Origin of the sequence: Paraburkholderia acidicola (assembly GCF_002362315.1) — a bacterium.
Taxonomy (GTDB): Bacteria; Pseudomonadota; Gammaproteobacteria; order Burkholderiales; family Burkholderiaceae; genus Paraburkholderia; species Paraburkholderia acidicola.
The window spans coordinates 1-18583 of the sequence record NZ_MTZV01000003.1; the positions used below are offsets into that span (position 1 = coordinate 1).

Consider the following 18583-nt stretch of genomic DNA (forward strand, 5'->3'; position numbering starts at 1 on the left):
AGTGCCCCAGCCAGCGCGCGAGCGTCGCCTCGTCCCACAGCGTCGGGTCGTACTTCAGGTACAGCCCGTAGCCCTGCGCGCGCCGGCGCACTTCCAGCACCAGCTCGTACTCGCCTTCCTGGTACAGCGACTCCTCCCACGTCCAGTCGGCCACCCCCGCCAGCGCCTGGGTGTCCAGCGTGTCCTGGTACAGGTACGCCGCCTGGAACAGCGGTGCCGCCTCGCCCCCGCTCAGGCCCAGTTCGCGCACCAGCGCTGCGAACGGGTAGCTGTGCGCCATCGCGTCCACCACCTGCCGCTGCAGCGCCTGCACCTCCTCGACGAAGCTGCGCTGGCCCAGCCCCTGTGCGCGCACCGGCAGCATGTTCACGAACATCCCCACCAGACCCGCGCACGACGCATCGCGCTCGTCCAGCGCCATGCCCACCACCACGTCGTCGCGTCCGCTGTGACGGCTCAGCAGTCCCTGGTACACGGCCAGCAGCAACGTCGACGGATACACCCCGTGCCGCGCCGACCAGGCCTGCACCGCTTCGCCCAGTGCTGCCGGAAGTTCATGGCGCAGCGTGCGGCCAGCAAAGCCCGGGGTGGCCCCGCGTGGATGGTCCAGTGGCAGCTCCAGACTCGTCGGTGCATCGGACAACGCCGTGCGCCAGTAGCTGAGACACGCCGCGCTATCGATGTCAGCCAGCCTCTCAGCTTCGGCCGCGGCAAAAGCGCCATAGCCGGCATGATCAACAGGGCCATCGAGGCTGCGCCCTGCCTCCAGGTCCTCGTAAGCCTTGCGCAGACCGGCCAGCAAGATGCCAACGGACACAGCGTCGATGACGAGGTGATGAATCACCAGGAGCAGTCGACTCTCGCTACCCTCGCCGCCACCTAGCCAATACGCACGCAACAGGGGACCCGCATCCAGATCGAAAGGCTGCTCGACGCGTTCGCGCAACCAGCGCAGTCGCTGCGCCTCGCTCCAGTCCGCGGCATGGTGTTCTTCCAGGACAAGGTCATGTCCCGGCTGTGCCTGCATGACAAGGCGTCCGTCCGCACGCTGCACCGACGCACCCAGCATCGGCCAGCGCCGCAACAACCACGCGCACGCTTCCAGCATGCGTGCACGTTGCACCCTGGACGACAACCGCAGACACAGTGGGACGTTGTAGGCCGCCATCCGCGGCCAGGCTTTTTGCAAGGCCCACAGACCGCGTTGCGCTTCGCTCAAGGCCGCTTGCGCACGTGGTGCGGGTCGCTCCTCTTGCACATCGGAGGATGCTTGCTCCATCGCCAGAGCCGCTAGCTGCTCCGCATGATGTTCAGCAAGATAGGCGGCAAAGTCCGCCAGCGTCCGATAGTCAAACAGGAGTGACGGGCTTAGCTTCGTACGCAGCAGACGACTCAGTTGCTGGATCAATCCAATCAAGCCGCGCGAGCTAAAACCCATGCTGAGGTAATCCAGTGCCACGGGTACGTCGTCCGTGGCCAGATCCAGTTCGCGCGCAACCAGATTTCGCAACAGCCGCAATGCCCCCTCCGTCTCACCGACGAGGTTTACTGACGGCATAGGGCAACGCTCCTTAAGGTCATAAGACAACACCTGGCATGCGCTCTGGATTTCGGTCACTTGAGGTCGCACCTGCAAATGAAAAACCAGACGTCCTGCATGCCCCTACGACTTCACATACCTTCGTTCATCTGGGAGCGATCGATAGCCGCACACCAATCAACAAGCTTTCGTCCTCGTCGACAACTGAGGAACGCAACGCCAGGTTCCGCGACTCTCGCTGCGACTGTTCAAGTCGGAAACAAACGGGTGCAGCCGCAAAAAAACTGCGCCTTGAGAACAGGTCAAGGGATGAAGTCTCGTAGCGGCAACATTCGAAATATCGACAGAGCCGGCCCGTTCCCTGGTTTCGTGATCTGGTGTTAACTTCGTGCCTTGTTTTGCCTGACAGGAAGCAATGTCTGAAGAGCGCATAGACGACGGTCGTCACTCATCGAATCGACACGACACTGCGCAACTCGATGCTCAGGCCCCGGCCATTCCGCGTATTCGGGAATGGCGCCGACACAAGCCGCAAGTCGCTCAGGGAGATTGGGGGGACAGTTCCGAGCCACACGGGCACCATCTGTGTGAACGTGGCATCGCACCCTTGCCCGCACAGATCGGTTCGCCCCATGGCAGCGGACCTGGCAAAACACGTTGGCAAGTCGCGCACACGATTGCCTGGCGCCACTCGTTTCGACACTTGAAGATTCGCTACCAACACCATGCCCATATTCACGAGGCATTCCTCTCGTCAGCTTGCACCTTGATTCGCTGGACCCGCCTAACGCACCTGCTCAACTCATTTCGCAACGGCTTCTAAGCGATTTCATTTGAACATTGATCGAAGGGACTGTCTGTCCACGAAATCCGGTACGTCATGCAAATTCAGGCTGAACCTGCATAAGTCTGAAAGAGGTTCTAACGTCCACGAGCGTGCAATGCGCACCACGAGAGAGCCTCGCGACGGGTATGCGGCACAGGTTCCATCGCGATTGCATAGACTAGACAATTCAGCTTGAAATAATCAGTAATCCTCAGGTCACAATCGAGTAAAAATTCCACGTGACGGAAAGTCGCGTTGCATTCTTCGCCTAACTCTATTCTTTGCGGATCATGTGCATGATCTCGATACCTGACAGGATGTTGCGGGCGCAACCAAAAGCCTTAAAACGCATCATTAGTTTGACGATGAGTTTGACGGCACCGTGAACCTGCTCGACGATGTTGTTCAGGTACTTGCACTGCCGGATTTTGGTGGGTGTCTGTTCAGTATTGACCGCATCTTGACGTGCGTCTCGCCCGTCCAATAGCCGCTCCGGGCCTGACGAGAACGACAAAAAACCCGCGGAGCAAATAGCCACGCGGGTTTCGGGGTACGACAGCAGATCACTGCGGAACTGCCTGGAAGCCTGGTCGCGAAACGGTTGGTGGGTGCTGAGAGGCTCGAACTCCCGACCTACGCCTTGTAAGGGCGCCGCTCTACCAACTGAGCTAAGCACCCGTCCCGCGACTTCACTCGCTACCCGATTGATTCGCGCTAATAAAACACTCAGCGCTGAAATCGTTCAATCAGGTAACAAGAGCCCGCTAGTTTAGCGCATCTTTCAGCGCCTTGCCAGGCTTAAATTTGGGTACCTTGGCGGCCTTGATCTTGATCGCGGCGCCCGTGCGCGGATTGCGTCCGGTACGTGCAGTGCGTTTGCCCACGGCAAACGTACCGAAACCGACCAGTGTGACCGAACCGCCCGTCTTCAATGTCCCTTTCACACCACCGATCACCGCATCGAGCGCGCGTCCTGCCGCTGCTTTGGAGATGTCGGCTTGTTGCGCAATATGGTCGATCAATTCCGTTTTGTTCATTCCAACCCCCGAGAATGTTTTGCGTAATCGTGACAGCGCAAGAAAGCGCCGAACAGGAATCCATTTGGCCCGACAGAACGCCGGGCCAACTCATTAGAATGGGCCGAAACCCTTGTGTCAAGCGGGGTTGAGCCTGATAAGCCCGGCTGGCGCGGTACCGCTTCATGACAGGATATTGCGCGGAGTCGATGCGTGTGCAACGACCTGATCAACCGGAAAACCGCATCGGACGAAGACGACCCATTAAATGGTGCAGCAGTCGCCCGTTTGCGCGTCGATAATCGTTCGGGCAATAAAAAACCCGCGGACAAGGCCGCGGGTTTTGCTGGCAGAAAACTGCCTGAACGTCAGTGCTTCACGAACTCGCTTGCGCCAGCATCCTTCGCCGGCTCGGCGACCGGAGCAGCTGCTGCCGGTTTCGCTTCTTCTTCGGGCAACGGCTGCGGCGTGCGTTCGAGCGCCAGTTCGAGCACCTTGTCGATCCAGCGGACCGGCATGATTTCGATGGCGTTCTTCACGTTATCCGGAATCTCCGTCAGATCCTTGACGTTCTCTTCCGGAATCAGCACCAGCTTGATACCGCCACGGTGCGCCGCAAGCAGCTTTTCCTTCAACCCACCGATCGGCAGCACTTCGCCACGCAGCGTGATTTCACCGGTCATCGCCACATCCGCGCGCACCGGGATGCCGGTCAACACCGACACCAGCGCCGTCGTCATGGCCACGCCGGCGGACGGACCGTCCTTCGGCGTCGCACCTTCCGGCACGTGGATGTGGATATCCCGCTTCTCGAACGCTTCGTCCTTGATGCCAAGACGGCGCGAACGCGAACGCACGACCGAGCGCGCCGCTTCGACGGATTCCTTCATCACGTCGCCGAGCGAACCCGTGCGAATCACGTTGCCCTTACCAGGCATCTCCGCCGCTTCGATCGTCAGCAGGTCGCCACCGACTTCCGTCCACGCAAGACCGGTAACCTGACCGATCTGGTTTTCCTTCGCGGCCAGACCGAAGTCGAACTTGCGCACACCAAGGAACGTGTCGAGGTTGCTGCCGTCGACCTTCACCGCGCCTTCCGCCTTCTTCAGCAGAAGCATCTTCACGACCTTGCGGCAGATCTTCGAGATTTCACGCTCGAGCGAACGCACACCGGCTTCGCGCGTGTAGTAACGAATGATGTCGCGGATCGCCGTCTCTGCGACATCGATCTCGCCGGCGCTCAGTCCGTTGTTCTTCTTCTGCTTCGGCAACAGGTAACGCTGCGCGATGCTGACCTTCTCGTCTTCCGTGTAACCCGACAGACGAATCACTTCCATCCGGTCGAGCAGCGGCGGCGGGATGTTCAGCGAGTTCGACGTTGCGACGAACATCACGTCCGACAGGTCGAAGTCGACTTCCACATAGTGGTCGGCGAACGTATGGTTCTGCTCGGGATCGAGCACCTCGAGCAAGGCCGACGACGGATCGCCGCGGAAGTCCTGTCCCATCTTGTCGACTTCGTCGAGCAGGAAGAGCGGATTGCGCACCGCGACCTTGGTCAGGCTCTGCAGGATCTTGCCCGGCATCGAACCGATGTACGTCCGGCGATGGCCGCGAATTTCGGCCTCGTCGCGCACGCCGCCGAGTGCCATACGCACGAACTTACGGTTCGTTGCGCGCGCAATCGACTGGCCCAGCGACGTCTTGCCGACACCCGGAGGCCCAACCAGGCACAGGATCGGCGCCTTGACCTTTTCAACGCGTTGCTGGACCGCGAGATATTCGAGAATGCGTTCTTTCACCTTCTCGAGACCGAAGTGGTCTTCGTCGAGTACGCGTTCCGCATTCGCGAGGTCGTTGTTGACCTTGCTCTTCTTGCGCCACGGCAAGCCGATCAGCGTATCGATGTAGTTGCGCACGACGGTCGCTTCGGCCGACATCGGCGACATCAGCTTGAGCTTCTTCAGCTCGGCGTCCGCTTTCTTCTTGGCTTCCTTCGGCATACGCGCAGCGGTGATGCGCTTCTCGAGTTCCTCGAGATCCGCACCTTCTTCGCCTTCGCCGAGTTCCTTCTGGATCGCCTTGACCTGCTCGTTCAGGTAGTACTCGCGCTGGCTCTTTTCCATCTGGCGCTTCACACGGCCACGGATGCGCTTTTCCACCTGCAGGATGTCGATCTCGGCTTCGAGTTGCGCGAGCAGATGCTCGAGCCGTTCGATGACCGGGAACATTTCGAGGATGTGCTGCTTCTGGTCGAGCTTCAGCGGCAGATGCGCCGCGATCGTGTCGGCCAGACGCCCGGCTTCGTCGATGCCCGACAGCGAGGTCAGGATTTCCGGCGGGATCTTCTTGTTCAGCTTCACGTACTGATCGAACTGCGACACGATGGCGCGGCGCAGCGCTTCAGTTTCGGCGCTGTCGGCAATGTCGGGTTCGAGCGGCATGACTTCGCACGAAAACTGCGTTTCCTGTTCTTCGATGGAAAGCGTCTTCGCGCGCTGCAGGCCTTCGACCAGCACCTTCACGGTGCCGTCAGGCAGCTTCAGCATTTGCAGGATGTTGGCGATACACCCTACTTCGTACATGTCTTTTTCGGTCGGCTCGTCTTTTGCCGCCGTTTTCTGGGCAACCAGCATGATGTGCTTGCCGCCCTCCATTGCCACTTCAAGTGCTTTGATCGACTTGGGCCGGCCTACGAAGAGCGGAATGACCATATGCGGGAAAACCACCACGTCGCGCAGCGGGAGCAGCGGGAGCGTAATGCGTTCCGGCGGGAGGAGTTGGGTTCCTGACATTTCATTTCCCCATTAATGGAATCAGTTCGTTCGATAGTTGAGGCCAGCAGAAAAGATTGCAAGCCTCCGCGGGTGGGAAAAGTTCAGTGACCACAAAAAGTACTGCCTGACCACAAGATAAACGAAAAAGCCGTTCATCACTCGTATGAACGGCTTTTTTCCGGAACTCTTTAAGCCGATCAATTCGATCCTGCCACCTTGGGCGCGTCTTCGTAGATCAGCAGGGGCTTTCCATCGCCGTCGATGACATTGTCATCGATGATGACCTTGCTGACGCCTTTCATCGCCGGCAGGTCGTACATCACGTCGAGCAAAGCCTGTTCCAGGATGGAGCGCAAACCACGGGCACCGGTCTTGCGGCGAATCGCCTTGCGCGCCACAGCCTGCAACGCGGCCGGACGAATTTCCAGCTCGACCCGTTCCATGTTGAACAGCTTGTGATACTGCTTCACCAGCGCGTTCTTCGGTTCGACGAGAATCTTCATCAGCGCGACTTCATCGAGCTTGCCGAGGGTCGCAACGACCGGCAGACGGCCGATCAGCTCGGGAATCAGGCCGAACTTGATCAGATCTTCCGGTTCGACTTCGCGCAGCACTTCGCCCGCATCGCGATCCTGCTTGCTCTTCACGCTCGCGCCGAAGCCGATCCCGGTCTTTTCCGTCCGGTCGACGATGACCTTTTCGAGGCCGTCGAACGCACCGCCGCAGATGAACAGAATGTTCGTCGTATCGACCTGGATGAAGTCCTGGTTCGGATGCTTGCGCCCGCCTTGCGGCGGCACCGACGCCATCGTGCCTTCGACCAGCTTCAGCAGAGCCTGCTGCACGCCTTCGCCCGATACATCGCGGGTAATGGACGGGTTGTCGGACTTGCGGCTGATCTTGTCGATTTCGTCGATGTAGACGATCCCGCGCTGCGCCTTGTCGACTTCGTAGTTGCAGTTCTGCAGGAGCTTCTGGATGATGTTTTCGACGTCCTCGCCGACATAGCCCGCTTCCGTCAGCGTGGTCGCATCGGCGATCACGAACGGTACGTTCAGGAGGCGTGCGAGCGTCTGCGCGAGCAGTGTCTTGCCCGAACCGGTCGGGCCGATCAGCAGGATGTTGCTCTTCGACAGCTCGATTTCGTCCTTCTTCTCGAGATGCTTGAGCCGCTTGTAGTGGTTGTACACCGCGACCGCGAGAATCTTCTTCGCGCGTTCCTGGCCGATCACGTATTGATCGAGGATTTCACGGATTTCCTGCGGGCTCGGCAGATCGGACCGCGACAACCCGGCCTCGACACCTGCGCCTGCCGCTTCATCGCGGATGATCTCGTTGCACAGGTCGATACATTCATCGCAGATGAACACCGACGGGCCCGCAATGAGTTTCTTGACCTCATGCTGACTCTTGCCGCAGAACGAGCAATACAACAGCTTTTCGCTGTTAGAACCTTTTTTGTCCGCCATAGATGTATGAGCCTCCGGACACTCGAGTGACATGATACGCCGTTTGCCCCTCCCTCGCAGTCAGGGCGGGGATGACAGGGCAATGGCAGGAACGGCGTGGGCCGCGGGCGCTCAGGGCGGGATTCGCTGGTTTGCCGGCTTTTTCCGGCCGGGCGCCCCAAAACGGGGCAACCCGTGCCAGATCAAATCCGTTCGACCAGTCAGGGGCGCTTGTGCAGCACCTGATCGACGAGACCGTACGCTTGCGCATCTTCACCGGACATGAAATTGTCGCGGTCGGTGTCGCGGGCAATCCGTTCGACCGGCTGGCCGGTGTGGTGCGCGAGCAGACCGTTCAGGCGCTCCTTCAGGTACAGGATTTCGCGCGCCTGGATTTCGATGTCCGATGCCTGACCACGTGCGCCGCCGAGCGGCTGGTGAATCATCACGCGCGAATTGGGCAATGCGAACCGCTTGCCCTTCGCACCAGCTGCCAGCAGGAACGCGCCCATGCTGGCCGCGAGCCCCATGCACAGCGTCGACACGTCAGGCTTGATGAACTGCATCGTATCGTAGATCGCCATGCCCGCCGAAACCGAACCGCCCGGGCTGTTGATGTAGAAATTGATGTCCTTGTCCGGATTCTCGCTTTCGAGAAACAGCAACTGTGCGACGACGAGATTCGCCGTCTGGTCGTTCACTTCACCGACGAGGAACACGAGGCGCTCTTTCAGCAGCCGCGAGTAGATGTCATACGAACGCTCGCCGCGACCGCTCGTCTCCACGACGATCGGCACGAGGCCGAGCGCCTGTGCTTCGAGATCCCGCGACGACTGGGAAGTCAACGTGTCCAGCATTTGGGCGCGAAAGGTCATGCAATGGATCCTTGTCTGGGAATATCTGTTCGGGACTGGACAGGTGAGTGCGAAGTGAGTCCGAGGTGGGTCCGGTAACGCCGTATTCAAGTACACGAAACCGCACGACCGCTCGACTCCGATACCCGCTGCGGACCTGCTTCGCAAACGCCGCAAACACTGCGGCGGACATGACAGCAACCCAGCACACGCAACCTGAAAAAACGGCGTGCAGACTGTCTGCTCCGACAGCCGGCACGCCGTTTCAGCGATGCTTACGCTTGCGCGGTCGCGCTTGCCAGTTCTTCGAAGCTCACTTCCTTGTCCGTCACCCTGGCCTTCTCGAGCACGAAATCGACGACGTTGGCTTCCACGACGTACGCTTCCATCTCGGCAAGGCGCTGCTGGTTGGAATAATACCAGCGGACGACTTCCTTCGGGTCCTCGTAGCTTTTCGCGAATTCGTCGACTTCGGCGCGGATCTGTTCCGGCTTCGCCTGCAGTTCGTTCGCCTTCACGAGTTCGGCCAGCACGAGGCCGAGCTTGACGCGACGCTCAGCCTGCTCCTTGAACATTTCAGCAGGAATCGGCGCGGTTTCAGCGTTCGGCACGCCACGTTGCGTGAGGTCCTGGCGCGCCATTTCGACGAGACGCTGCTGGTCCTGTTCGATCAGCGCGTTCGGCACGTCGAGTTCGGAGATTTTCAAGAGCGCGTCCATCACCTGGTTCTTCACGATGGACTGCATGCGGCGCTTCGCTTCACGCTCGAGGTTGTCCTTGATTTCAGCGCGCATCTTCGTCAGATCGCCGTCCGCAATACCCAGCGACTTCGCGAATTCCGCGTCGATTTCCGGCAGATGCGGCCACTCGATCTTCTTCATCGTGATCGTGAACTGCGCGGTCTTACCGGCGACATCCTTGCCGTGATAGTCCTCGGGGAACGTCAGGTCGAACTCGCGCGCTTCGCCGACCTTCTGGCCAACCGCTGCCTTTTCGAATTCCGGCAGCATGCGACCTTCGCCGAGCACGAACGCGAAGTCTTCAGCGCTACCGCCCTGGAACACTTCACCGTCGATCTTGCCGACGAAGTCCACCGTGACGCGGTCGCCGTCTTTCGCTGCGGTGTCGGCACCGCCGTCGCCATGCTCGCCCGCTTCGCCGCGTGCGTGGTAGTGCACGCGTTGCTTGCGCAGGATGTCGAGCGTACGGTCGATTTCGGCTTCGCTGATGGTGGTTTTCGTGCGTTCGATTTCAGCCGTGGCGACGTCGCCCAGCTTCACTTCCGGATACACCTCGAAGGTGGCGTCGAAAGCGTAGTCGCTTTCCGGTGCGTCGACCTTCGGGGCGAAGCTCGGCTGACCGGCCACGCGCAGGTTTTCCGCGCGGCTGATGTCGAAGAATTCCTTGCCGACCTTGTCGCTCAGAACCTCGGCTTCCACCTGACCCGAGTATTGCTGGGTGACCATCTTGAGCGGCACCTTGCCCGGCCGGAAGCCCGGCATCCGCACGTTCTTTGCAAGCTGACGGATACGGGAATCCACTTCCTTCTGCACGGTGTCTTTCGGCAGGGAAATCGTCACACGGCGTTCGAGCTTGCCGAGGTTTTCAACAACGTTAGCCATGGCTTCAATCGTCCTAAAATTATTCGAGCGAATCAGTTATCTTTGCCGTGCCGTCTGTCGAGGTTCGTCCGGGCCCGATGCGCGCCCTGTCTGAACGCCACCTGGGTGGGGTTGCCCCCAGGAGCAATCGGCCGCGGGCTCTCAGGCCGCCTGCAGCACGGTTTGGGTCAAAAGAGCCGAATATTTTAGCAAACTATTCGCGCGCCTAACTGGGAATCGATGTTTGGCGGGCTTTTTGTCTGCTTTCCCGCCCAATTTCGGGCCGTTCCGGCGGACTTTTCCTGCTTTGGCGACGCATGGACCACTCAGCGATCACTCGGCCACCGCCCCATGCTGGTCATGCCGTCCCACATATTCAGCGGCGTGCGGCATGCTGATAAGCTAGCGGGCGCGCTGCACGCGCAAGATCATCGCGTGCCACGTCACGATTTCAACCCTCCAGAGACCTTCGAGACACCATGCCCAGTCCGCAGTCCGCGCCCGTCGTCATTATCGCTCCCGATTCGTTCAAAGGTTCGCTGAGCGCCGAGCAGGTCGCCCAGGCGATCGCCACCGGTATTGGCCGGGCCCGTCCCGACGCGGTCGTGCGGATCTGCCCGATGGCCGACGGCGGCGAAGGCACGCTCGACGCCATGCTCACGCAGGGTGGCGAGCGACGCATCGTGTCGGTGCGAGGCGCGGCAGGCCCGTTGCGCGATGCGACGGTCGGCGTGCTGGTGGACGGCAGCGCAATTGTCGAAACCGCGGAGGTGGTCGGCATCACCGATCCGGTCGGCATGGGCGTGCCTGTCGAAGCACGCAGCACACGCGGCATGGGTGAAGCGATCCTCGCCCTGCTCGACGCAGGCGTGCGACGTTTCTTCGTCGCGCTCGGTGGCAGCAGTACCAACGACGGCGGCGCCGGCCTGCTCGTCGGGCTCGGTCTGAAGCTGTATGACGCGCAAGGCGAGACACTGGAGCCGACGCCGGCCCAGCTCGCGCGGCTCGCGCGAGTCGACGCGTCGCAACTCGATCCGCGGGTGGCTGAGGCGACCTTTATCGGCATGTCCGACGTCGACAATCCGCTTACCGGCGAACATGGCGCCACCGCCGTGTTCGGTCCGCAAAAGGGCGTGCAACCGGAACAGATCGCGCCCATCGATGCCGCGCTCGCGCACTTCGCCGATCTGCTCGAGCCGGCGCTGAACCGCACCGCACGCGACGAACCCGGTGCGGGCGCGGCCGGCGGCCTGGGCTTCGCGCTGCGCATGCTGGGCGCACAGTTCGAACCGGGCGCGGAAGTCGTCGCGCGGCAGATCGGTCTCGATGCCGCACTCGACGGCGCGCACTGGTTGATCACCGGCGAAGGCCGCTCGGACGTGCAGACGCTGCATGGCAAGGCGCCGTTCATCGCGTGCCGTCATGCGCAGGCAGCGCAGGTGCCCGCCACCCTGCTCTCCGGTGCGGTCGATCCGGCCGCATTGCCGCGACTCGCCGAGCATTTCAGCGGTTGCTTCTCGCCGGCGCCCGGTCCAATCACACTCGAGGTCGCGATCCGCGATGCCGCGACGCTGCTCGCCAACGAAGCCGAGCAACTGACCCGCCTGAAGTACGGCACGCGTTGACCCGGTCGACGGATGCGGCAACAATCACACCGCCAAGCCGCATCCACCTACTACAGGGAAGACCATGAAGGCCGCCGACAAAGCCGGACTCGACCAGTTTCTGACATACCGCCTGCACGTACTGAATAAACTCTCCGAGCGCGGCATCGGCGAACGGTATCAGGCGAAGCTCGGCATCACGGTGCCCGAAGCGCGCGTGATCGCCTCGGTGGGATCGTTCGGACCGTTCTCGATCATGGATCTCGCACGTCACGCGAATCTCGACAAGAGCCAGGCGAGCCGCGCCGCTGAGGCGCTGATCAAACAGGGCCTCGTGCAGCGCGAAGCTAGCGACGATGACGGGCGCGTCGTACTGGTGTCGCTCACCACCGAAGGCCGGGCTCTGTACCGCAAGGTGATGCCGATCGCGCGCAAGTGGAACGAGGATTTCTTCGACTGCCTCGATGAAAAAGAGAAGGTGCTGCTCAGTCAGGCGCTGGACAAGGCAATCGAAAGCGCGCTCGCCCGCATGGCGGGTGAGGTCGAGGCGCGCGCATAACGGCTGCGCCGGGAAATCCGGCGCTCGTTTCTCTTCGTTCGCCTGTTAGCGCCCATCTGTTATCCGCGGCTGGCGCCTCGAGCCAACCGCCAGGCTATCGCGCCGAGCGACCCGACTGCGAGAATCAGCGCCGCCCACAGTACGTAACGACGTCTGGCGTCGCTGTCTGCGGCAGGCGGCGCGGACGCGTCCCGCGGCAACGCGGGCAGCGCGGCGCCCACCCGCGCGGACGCGGTGCTGGATGATTCGTCGATCACGATGTCTTCACGTTTCGCGGCCACCGAGGTCAGCGCGCCGTTACCCACGCCCAGCGTGAACGGCGCCTCGCCGCGCGCCACGAACGTCAGCACGGCGGGGCGCCAGCCTACAGCGACGGTCAATGCACCCGCGCCGAGTCCGCCGTTGCGCATATCGACTGCCACACGCCATTCGCGATCCGAATCCGCTTCTACGTCGAGCGGTGGGTTGACCTGTTCGCCAGTCGCGCCATGCAAGCGATACAGCGTCGCCTGCGCGAGCTCGCGCCAAGGCGTCTGCGCATCGGGCCGCGAGTAGATCGACACGTGCGCGACCGTGTTCGGTTGCGGCAGATTCAGGCGCAGCCGGTCTACCGGATACGCACCGCCGGTGTCGAAAAGATACTCGCCCGCTGCGGCCCCAGGCTTCGCCGCGACTCCTTCGCGCCACTGACGCGGTGCATTTGCATCCGCCGTTGCCGCCGCGTCGCCCGCCTGCACGACGACATCGATCGATGCAATCTGCGGCGCACGATCGAGCCAGTGCAGACGAACATAGCGCACGCGCAAACCGTCGAGTGCAATCCGCTCCTGGGTCAGCGTGTCGCCGTCATGGCCAACCTTGAGCAACTGCGCATCGGGCAATGCCTGCCAGTCGCGCAGATTGGCGCTGGCGTCGACGCTCACGCGCCCCTGGTAACTGTCGTTGCCCAGATGAACCTGCAGCGCGTCGGCACTGCCGTCGAGCCGGCCAAGATCAATCAGATCGGCCTGCGTGCCCGCAGCAGCATCGGCGGCTTTCGTGGCCGGCGCGGCGCGTAGCGAGCCGTCCGACGCGATCGTTACACCGAGCGCAGCCGTTGGTGCCGTTGCATCGGGCATCGGCAGCGCGAACCATTTCACCGCATGCAGCGTCGGCACCGGCGCGGCTGCACGACGCCCATCGAGCGAATACGGCACCGGCTCCCCTGCACCGTTGAACACGCGCACGTCGCCGAGATCGGTACGCTGGCTCGCCGCGTAGACGACATCGGGCAACGTCACCGCGTAGTACGCAGCATTACCGTCGAGGTCGAGCGCGAACCGCTGCGCGAAATGATCCGTGTCCGCGGCGGCCCACGAGGACAGCGCCCCCAGCATCAACATGGCAACAAAACGCTTCATTGACGACCTTCTCCGATTTCTCCGCTCTCGGCCCGCACCGCGCGTTTAGGTGGCAGCGGCGAGAAATAACCGATCAGCAACAGCATCACGCCGATGCCGATGAACGACACGATGCGCGCAATGCCCGTGACGTGCGACAGATCGAACAGGAACAGCTTGACCACCGTCAGCGCCAGCAGTCCAGCGCCGACGAACCACAGCGTACGCGTCGCGCTGCGCGTGGCCCAGATCATCGTCGCGAGCGCACACACCGTCCAGAATACCGATACCGAAGCCTGCACGAGCGTCGATTGCGCCATCGCGTCGAACTCGTACGGGATGCCAGTCCAGTGATGCAACGTGCGCAGCAGCATCGTGTTGAGCCACAGGAACGCGGTTGCACCGACAACAATCTGCAGCGGCAACCGATAGTTGCGCACCGGCACACCGAGGCGATTCACGCGTACGAGCCACAGTGCGGCGATACCGTAGATCACGACCTGCACGAGATCGAGCGGATTGAGGAGCGGCAGGCGACCCCAGCTGCCACCGTCCTGTGTGAGGTTCGCGTAGAACGTCCATAGCCACATCACGGCGACGAGCGGCGTCGAGGCGATCGCACACAGCCTCACGATGCTGTCGCGTCGTGCGAGCCATAGGCCCGCAAACGCGAACGCACTCCAGCCGACGAGAAACACCTGCTGATAACCGAACGATTCGAACACCGCGTCGACGTCGTACGCTGCACCGAACCGATGATGCAGCGTGCGCAGCAGCAGCGCGTTGAACCACAGGAACAGCGTGGCGAGCGCCGCGTAATCGAGGGCACGCGGATGCCAGCGCACACCGAGCGCGGCGAGGCGACGCAACCAGACCACGACTGCCATCAATGCCAGCAACTGCGCGACATCGAGTGGGTTGAGAATCGGCAGCCAGAAGAGCGGCGCCGCGTTGCCGTCGCTCGTCACACTGGCGATACTCCACACCCACAGCAACGCAGCGAGCGGCGCCGCGCCCCACACCTGATACGCGGCCGCGAACCGTGCGATCGGCCAGCGCACCCGCGGGCCCACACCGGCCACCAGCAGAAGCAGCAAGCCGAATCCGTAGGCCCACGCACTCCAGCTCCATGCGCCTTCAGGCACGTAGCTGCTCAGACGCCAGTAGCCTTCCAGTGCGAGCAACACGCAGCCATTCCAGAACATCAGCGTATGCAGCGGTGCAAGAATCTTCTCGCCGATCGTGCGCTGCTCGCGCCACAGCAGCAGGTATGCACCCACCACGGCAACGACCCATACGCCCCACCCGAAAGCCGCGAACGGCGCCTGGTTCAACGAGAACACACTGAAAACCAGCAGCGATAGCACGGGCGCCAACGCGAGCGCGGGCCATTCGGCGAGTGGCCACTTGAGCCTTCCGCATGCCGCATGCGCAAGCCACGCGGTGAGTACCGCGAAGAGTACGAAGGCCTCGGTCGTGAGACGCATATAGCTGCCCAGCGCTGCCTGTTGCGGCATGTAGGCGAGAATCTCGTTGACACCCCCGCCGATCCACCACGCAAGTCCCCACGCTGCTGCCGCAAGACCGATCTGCGGCATCCAGTCGTGCCATGCGCGCGCTTCGGCGCGTCCGTGCAACCACCAGCCCGTGAACAGACCGCCCAGTGCGATCAGCAGTGTCGCGATGTAGGCGCTGTTGAGGACCGGCAGTCCGTGCGTCGGCGTATCGATCGCCAGCCCGGTGACGAATGCGCCGGCCGCGGCAATCTGCATCGCAATGCCGAAACAGAACGGCGCGAGCCGTCGCTGACGTACGCCGAGCCACACGATCGCCGCGCCTTCGATCGCCCAGGCGGCACTGGTGGTCGGACCGGAGAACGCGAGCGGTATCGCGAGCGTCGCAAAGATGACGGCGAGCGCGAGCATCGCCTCGAACAGCAGTTCGAGCCGGTCGCGCCGGCGCATCAACCATGCCGCCACTACCAGATAGAACGCGGCGAACCCCACCGCGCTCCATGCGAGACCGAACTCGACATCCTTGAGCAGCGCGGCCTGCAAACCCATGACGACGACCGGCGTGCCGAACACGAGCGTCCCGTCGACGTAGTGCTTCAACGCAAGCTCGCGATGCACCGCGTAGAGCAACGCGATGCCCACGTACATCAGGAAGAACAGGATAAGGAACGGCTCGGTGCTCGCGAACAACCCGGGATGGTAGGCCGTCACGCCCCATGCCGTGCCGATCGAAAACGTGAAGACGAAACCAAGAAGGTTGAGCGGCCGCCACGCCTTGAACCACGCGATCGCAAAGATGCCCGCGTTCAGCAACGCGTAGTAACTGAACAGCAGCACGTGGCTACCGCCGCCGCTCGCCAGCAATATCGGTGCGAGAAAGCCGCCTGCGCTGCCCATGAAGGCAAGCGCGCGTGCATCCTGGCGAACCGCAAGGAACGCACTCAATGCGCATATCGCGACCATCAACGGAAACGCCGCGCCGGCAGGCAACAGGTGATAGAGCTTGGTCGCGGCGAACACGGTCAGATACAGCACACCGACGCCGCCACCCTGCAACACGAGCCCATACGCGCCACGGCGATCGCCGACGCGCCAGCCGATCACGAGCAACGCTGTCGCAGCGAGCGCCACGCCGGCGAGACGAAACTCGATCGGCAGCATGTTGTTATCGGCGGCGTATTTGAGCAGGAATGCGAGGCCGAAAAACAGCACGATCATGCCGACACGCACGACCGTATTGCCGCCGACCAGCCAGTCGCGGCCTGCCTTGAACAGGCGTTCGATGAAGTCGGGCTCGCGCGGGACTGGTGGCTGGGGTGGCTGCGGCGGCTTGGGTGGTTCGGCCGGTGCGGTAACCGGTTTCGCGACCGGCGGCTTGTCTGTCGCTGCGGATGTTGATGCCGATGCCGGCACGATCGACCCGCTGTCTGCGGTAGGCAGTTGCGCAGGCAACGCAGTCTCGTGTCCGGGAAGCGGCGCAGCGCTCGTCGCGGCCGCAGTAACGGGTGGAATCGCGAGAGGTCTGGTATCCAGCGGTCGCGGCACGGGCGCAACGTTGCTCTCGGCAGCAACATCAGGCTGTCCGCGCAGCCGTGCAAGCTCACGTTTGAGTGTGGAAACCTCCCACTCGAGCCGCTCGACGCGCCCCGCTAGTGAATCCGCGCCGGTCCTGTCGTCAGATGCGGGCGGCGCAGCGGCCGATGCTGTAGCCGGCCCCGGCGCTTGTCCAGCCGCCTGACTGGTCCGCGGTTTCCTGCTGGATAGCAGACCGCCTGCCCCCGCACCCACTATTGCACCAGCGACCCCGCAGCCAAAGATCCACCAGTCGTTCACGAATCCCACCGCGACGCCGATCACGAAGCCGATCACACCCAGAACCCAGATCATTCCCTCTCCCCTTTGCCGGCTACTTCTGTATGGGCCGGTTGATATGCCGGAGCTCGATATATCCGGTCAACCCTGTTTTCAGTTCTCGGCATGGATCCACCCCGTTAAGAACGAAGTTGCCGGTCGAATACTGAAATTAAAATTCGATTGACACTGTTCGAACTGCACATGCATGCAGGTAGGCATGCGTAACGCTTAATGTGAAATCAACGCGCAAAGCACAGCGGTATGGACAGTGTGAAACCAGGGATCCGGTTGTTGAATGATTTCTGCATGGACGGGTCACCTCCGTGATTGCACGCATTATTCAACGTTGCTCTTACGTGTTCGATCGTGACTCACCGCGGAGAACCCGGCGTAATCATGTTTGAACGCCCCCGTCTCTCGTGCGCAGAATATGACCGATTTAATCGGAAACGTCCATATCGGGTTTTAGCGAGCGCTTCGATGGATTCTTTGGTAGCGGAATAAACCTGTACGGTGAATTTTCAGGCTGATCCTCGGGCCGGATACGGAGGTACTTCACAAGCCATAAAAAAGCCCGCTTTCGCGGGCTTGCATCTCGAACGCATCGCGTCAAAGTCCGGCTTCAAAGTCCGCTATTCGCGGCGCGCTGCCGTAGCAAACCCAGCACTGCGTCGCAAAACGGCGTGGGCACATTCAACCGGCGCCCGAGTTCGGGAAACACACCGAGGATCGGTCCGATTTCCAGCGCGCGCCCCGCTTCGAAATCCTGCAGCATCGATGTGCGAAACGCACCGAGTTCACGCGTAACTGCGACACGCGCCGGCGCGCTCATGCCGGTCGACAACCCCAGTTGCCCACCGATCGCATCGGCCTCTTCCATCATCCGCAGCACGAGCGCGTGCGTGTACGGATCGTCCAGCAGACGATCCGCCGTCGAACCAGTAAGCGCGCTCAGTGGATTCATGTTCATGTTGCCCCACAGCTTCGCCCAGATCTCCGTGCGGATATCATCCGGCTCCTCGACATCGAAGCCCCCTTCCTTGAGCGATGTGGCGAACGATCGCGTGCGCTCCGCCAGCGCCTGATGAACGGCACCGACGATCAGCCGGTTGCCGCGCCCGCGACGCACGACACCAGGTTCATCGGTAGAGGACGACAGGTGCACGACGCAACCGATCGACTGCGCAGGCGGCAACGCCGCCGAGACCACGCCGGCCGGATCGACCGCTTCGATGTGCTCGCCAGCGAGCGCGCCCGTTGCACCATTGAGAAACCACCAGGGCAAGCCGTTCATCGCAGCGACGATCACGGTATGCGGTCCTACGAGTGGACGCAGGCTCGTGGCGATTGTCGGCAGCACCTGTGCCTTCAGCGCGACGACAACGAAGTCCTGTACACCGAGCGCAGCGGCATCGTCGTTTGCCGCGACCGCTGCGCTCGACTGGCTGGCCCCGTCGATCACGCGGATACCGTTCGCGCGGATTGCCTCAAGTGTCTTGCCGCGGGCGAGCACGCTGACCGTGTGTCCAGCACGCGCGAGCGCGGCCGCAATCAGGCTGCCTATCGCGCCGGCGCCCACAATGGTCGTACGAGGAGAATGCTGATTCATAC

11 protein-coding genes, 1 tRNA gene and 2 pseudogenes are annotated in these 18583 nt (G+C 62.0%); 3 read left to right on the forward strand and 11 right to left on the reverse strand.

Annotated features, from left to right (window positions below; all coding sequences use genetic code 11):
- The coding region (locus tag BWP39_RS07725; protein WP_133116839.1) for a condensation domain-containing protein at nucleotides 1-1558 on the reverse strand (1558 nt) is incomplete at its 3' end.
- A gap of 430 nt (nucleotides 1559-1988) precedes the next feature.
- Between BWP39_RS07725 and BWP39_RS32270 the strand changes: the two are divergent.
- Nucleotides 1989-2363 (forward strand): annotated as a pseudogene (locus BWP39_RS32270) (IS5/IS1182 family transposase); the annotation flags it as partial.
- A 277-nt stretch (nucleotides 2364-2640) separates the two neighbouring features.
- Here BWP39_RS32270 and BWP39_RS07730 read toward each other — a convergent pair.
- From BWP39_RS07730 to tig, 7 genes and pseudogenes are all read right to left on the reverse strand, one after another.
- Nucleotides 2641-2835 (reverse strand): annotated as a pseudogene (locus tag BWP39_RS07730) (DDE-type integrase/transposase/recombinase); the annotation flags it as partial.
- Nucleotides 2836-2968: 133 nt separating this feature from the next.
- Nucleotides 2969-3044: transfer RNA gene (locus tag BWP39_RS07735), tRNA-Val, on the reverse strand.
- 86 nt (nucleotides 3045-3130) lie between these two features.
- Nucleotides 3131-3403, reverse strand: a complete 273-nt coding sequence (locus BWP39_RS07740) for an HU family DNA-binding protein (protein WP_091016581.1) — start codon at nucleotides 3401-3403, stop codon at nucleotides 3131-3133.
- 347 nt (nucleotides 3404-3750) lie between these two features.
- The gene (gene lon / locus BWP39_RS07745; RefSeq protein WP_096718669.1) at nucleotides 3751-6177 is read right to left on the reverse strand and encodes an endopeptidase La; all 2427 of its coding nucleotides are present in this window, start codon (nucleotides 6175-6177) and stop codon (nucleotides 3751-3753) included.
- A gap of 179 nt (nucleotides 6178-6356) precedes the next feature.
- Nucleotides 6357-7628, reverse strand: a complete 1272-nt coding sequence (clpX, locus tag BWP39_RS07750) for an ATP-dependent Clp protease ATP-binding subunit ClpX (RefSeq protein ID WP_091016577.1) — start codon at nucleotides 7626-7628, stop codon at nucleotides 6357-6359.
- A gap of 200 nt (nucleotides 7629-7828) precedes the next feature.
- Nucleotides 7829-8482 (reverse strand): ATP-dependent Clp endopeptidase proteolytic subunit ClpP, encoded by a 654-nt coding sequence (clpP, locus tag BWP39_RS07755; protein ID WP_091016575.1) that lies wholly within the window; start codon nucleotides 8480-8482, stop codon nucleotides 7829-7831.
- A 254-nt stretch (nucleotides 8483-8736) separates the two neighbouring features.
- Nucleotides 8737-10083 carry a trigger factor gene (tig, locus tag BWP39_RS07760; protein WP_096718671.1) on the reverse strand — a complete coding sequence of 449 codons (1347 nt, stop codon included), beginning with the start codon at nucleotides 10081-10083 and terminating at the stop codon, nucleotides 8737-8739.
- 458 nt (nucleotides 10084-10541) lie between these two features.
- On the opposite strand from tig, the gene BWP39_RS07765 reads away from it, so the two are divergent.
- Both BWP39_RS07765 and BWP39_RS07770 read left to right on the forward strand, forming a co-directional pair.
- Nucleotides 10542-11687, forward strand: coding sequence for a glycerate kinase (locus BWP39_RS07765; protein ID WP_096718673.1), 1146 nt, complete (start codon nucleotides 10542-10544; stop codon nucleotides 11685-11687).
- Between the two features lie 64 nt (nucleotides 11688-11751).
- Nucleotides 11752-12225, forward strand: coding sequence for a MarR family winged helix-turn-helix transcriptional regulator (locus tag BWP39_RS07770; RefSeq protein ID WP_096718675.1), 474 nt, complete (start codon nucleotides 11752-11754; stop codon nucleotides 12223-12225).
- 59 nt (nucleotides 12226-12284) lie between these two features.
- Here the strand turns inward: BWP39_RS07770 and BWP39_RS07775 are convergent, their stop codons facing one another.
- From BWP39_RS07775 to BWP39_RS07785, 3 genes are all read right to left on the reverse strand, one after another.
- Nucleotides 12285-13625, reverse strand: a complete 1341-nt coding sequence (locus BWP39_RS07775) for a DUF3999 domain-containing protein (RefSeq protein WP_096718677.1) — start codon at nucleotides 13623-13625, stop codon at nucleotides 12285-12287.
- Nucleotides 13622-17005 (reverse strand): DUF2339 domain-containing protein, encoded by a 3384-nt coding sequence (locus tag BWP39_RS07780; RefSeq protein WP_096718679.1) that lies wholly within the window; start codon nucleotides 17003-17005, stop codon nucleotides 13622-13624. The genes BWP39_RS07775 and BWP39_RS07780 overlap by 4 nt, the downstream gene beginning before the upstream one ends.
- Nucleotides 17006-17594: 589 nt before the next feature.
- Complete coding sequence (locus BWP39_RS07785; RefSeq protein WP_096718681.1) at nucleotides 17595-18581, reverse strand: 2-dehydropantoate 2-reductase; 987 nt, start codon at nucleotides 18579-18581, stop codon at nucleotides 17595-17597.
- Nucleotides 18582-18583 lie beyond the last annotated feature (2 nt).

What these genes read in the sequence shown, in the direction of transcription:
- BWP39_RS07765 (WP_096718673.1), top strand. Translation starts at nt 10,542, where the DNA reads ATGCCCAGTCCGCAGTCCGCGCCCGTCGTCATTATCGCTCCCGATTCG.
- BWP39_RS07785 (WP_096718681.1), bottom strand. Translation starts at nt 18,581, where the DNA reads ATGAATCAGCATTCTCCTCGTACGACCATTGTGGGCGCCGGCGCGATA.
- BWP39_RS07740 (WP_091016581.1), bottom strand. Translation starts at nt 3,403, where the DNA reads ATGAACAAAACGGAATTGATCGACCATATTGCGCAACAAGCCGACATC.
- BWP39_RS07780 (WP_096718679.1), bottom strand. Translation starts at nt 17,005, where the DNA reads ATGATCTGGGTTCTGGGTGTGATCGGCTTCGTGATCGGCGTCGCGGTG.
- BWP39_RS07770 (WP_096718675.1), top strand. Translation starts at nt 11,752, where the DNA reads ATGAAGGCCGCCGACAAAGCCGGACTCGACCAGTTTCTGACATACCGC.
- clpX (WP_091016577.1), bottom strand. Translation starts at nt 7,628, where the DNA reads ATGGCGGACAAAAAAGGTTCTAACAGCGAAAAGCTGTTGTATTGCTCG.
- clpP (WP_091016575.1), bottom strand. Translation starts at nt 8,482, where the DNA reads ATGACCTTTCGCGCCCAAATGCTGGACACGTTGACTTCCCAGTCGTCG.
- tig (WP_096718671.1), bottom strand. Translation starts at nt 10,083, where the DNA reads ATGGCTAACGTTGTTGAAAACCTCGGCAAGCTCGAACGCCGTGTGACG.
- lon (WP_096718669.1), bottom strand. Translation starts at nt 6,177, where the DNA reads ATGTCAGGAACCCAACTCCTCCCGCCGGAACGCATTACGCTCCCGCTG.
- BWP39_RS07775 (WP_096718677.1), bottom strand. Translation starts at nt 13,625, where the DNA reads ATGAAGCGTTTTGTTGCCATGTTGATGCTGGGGGCGCTGTCCTCGTGG.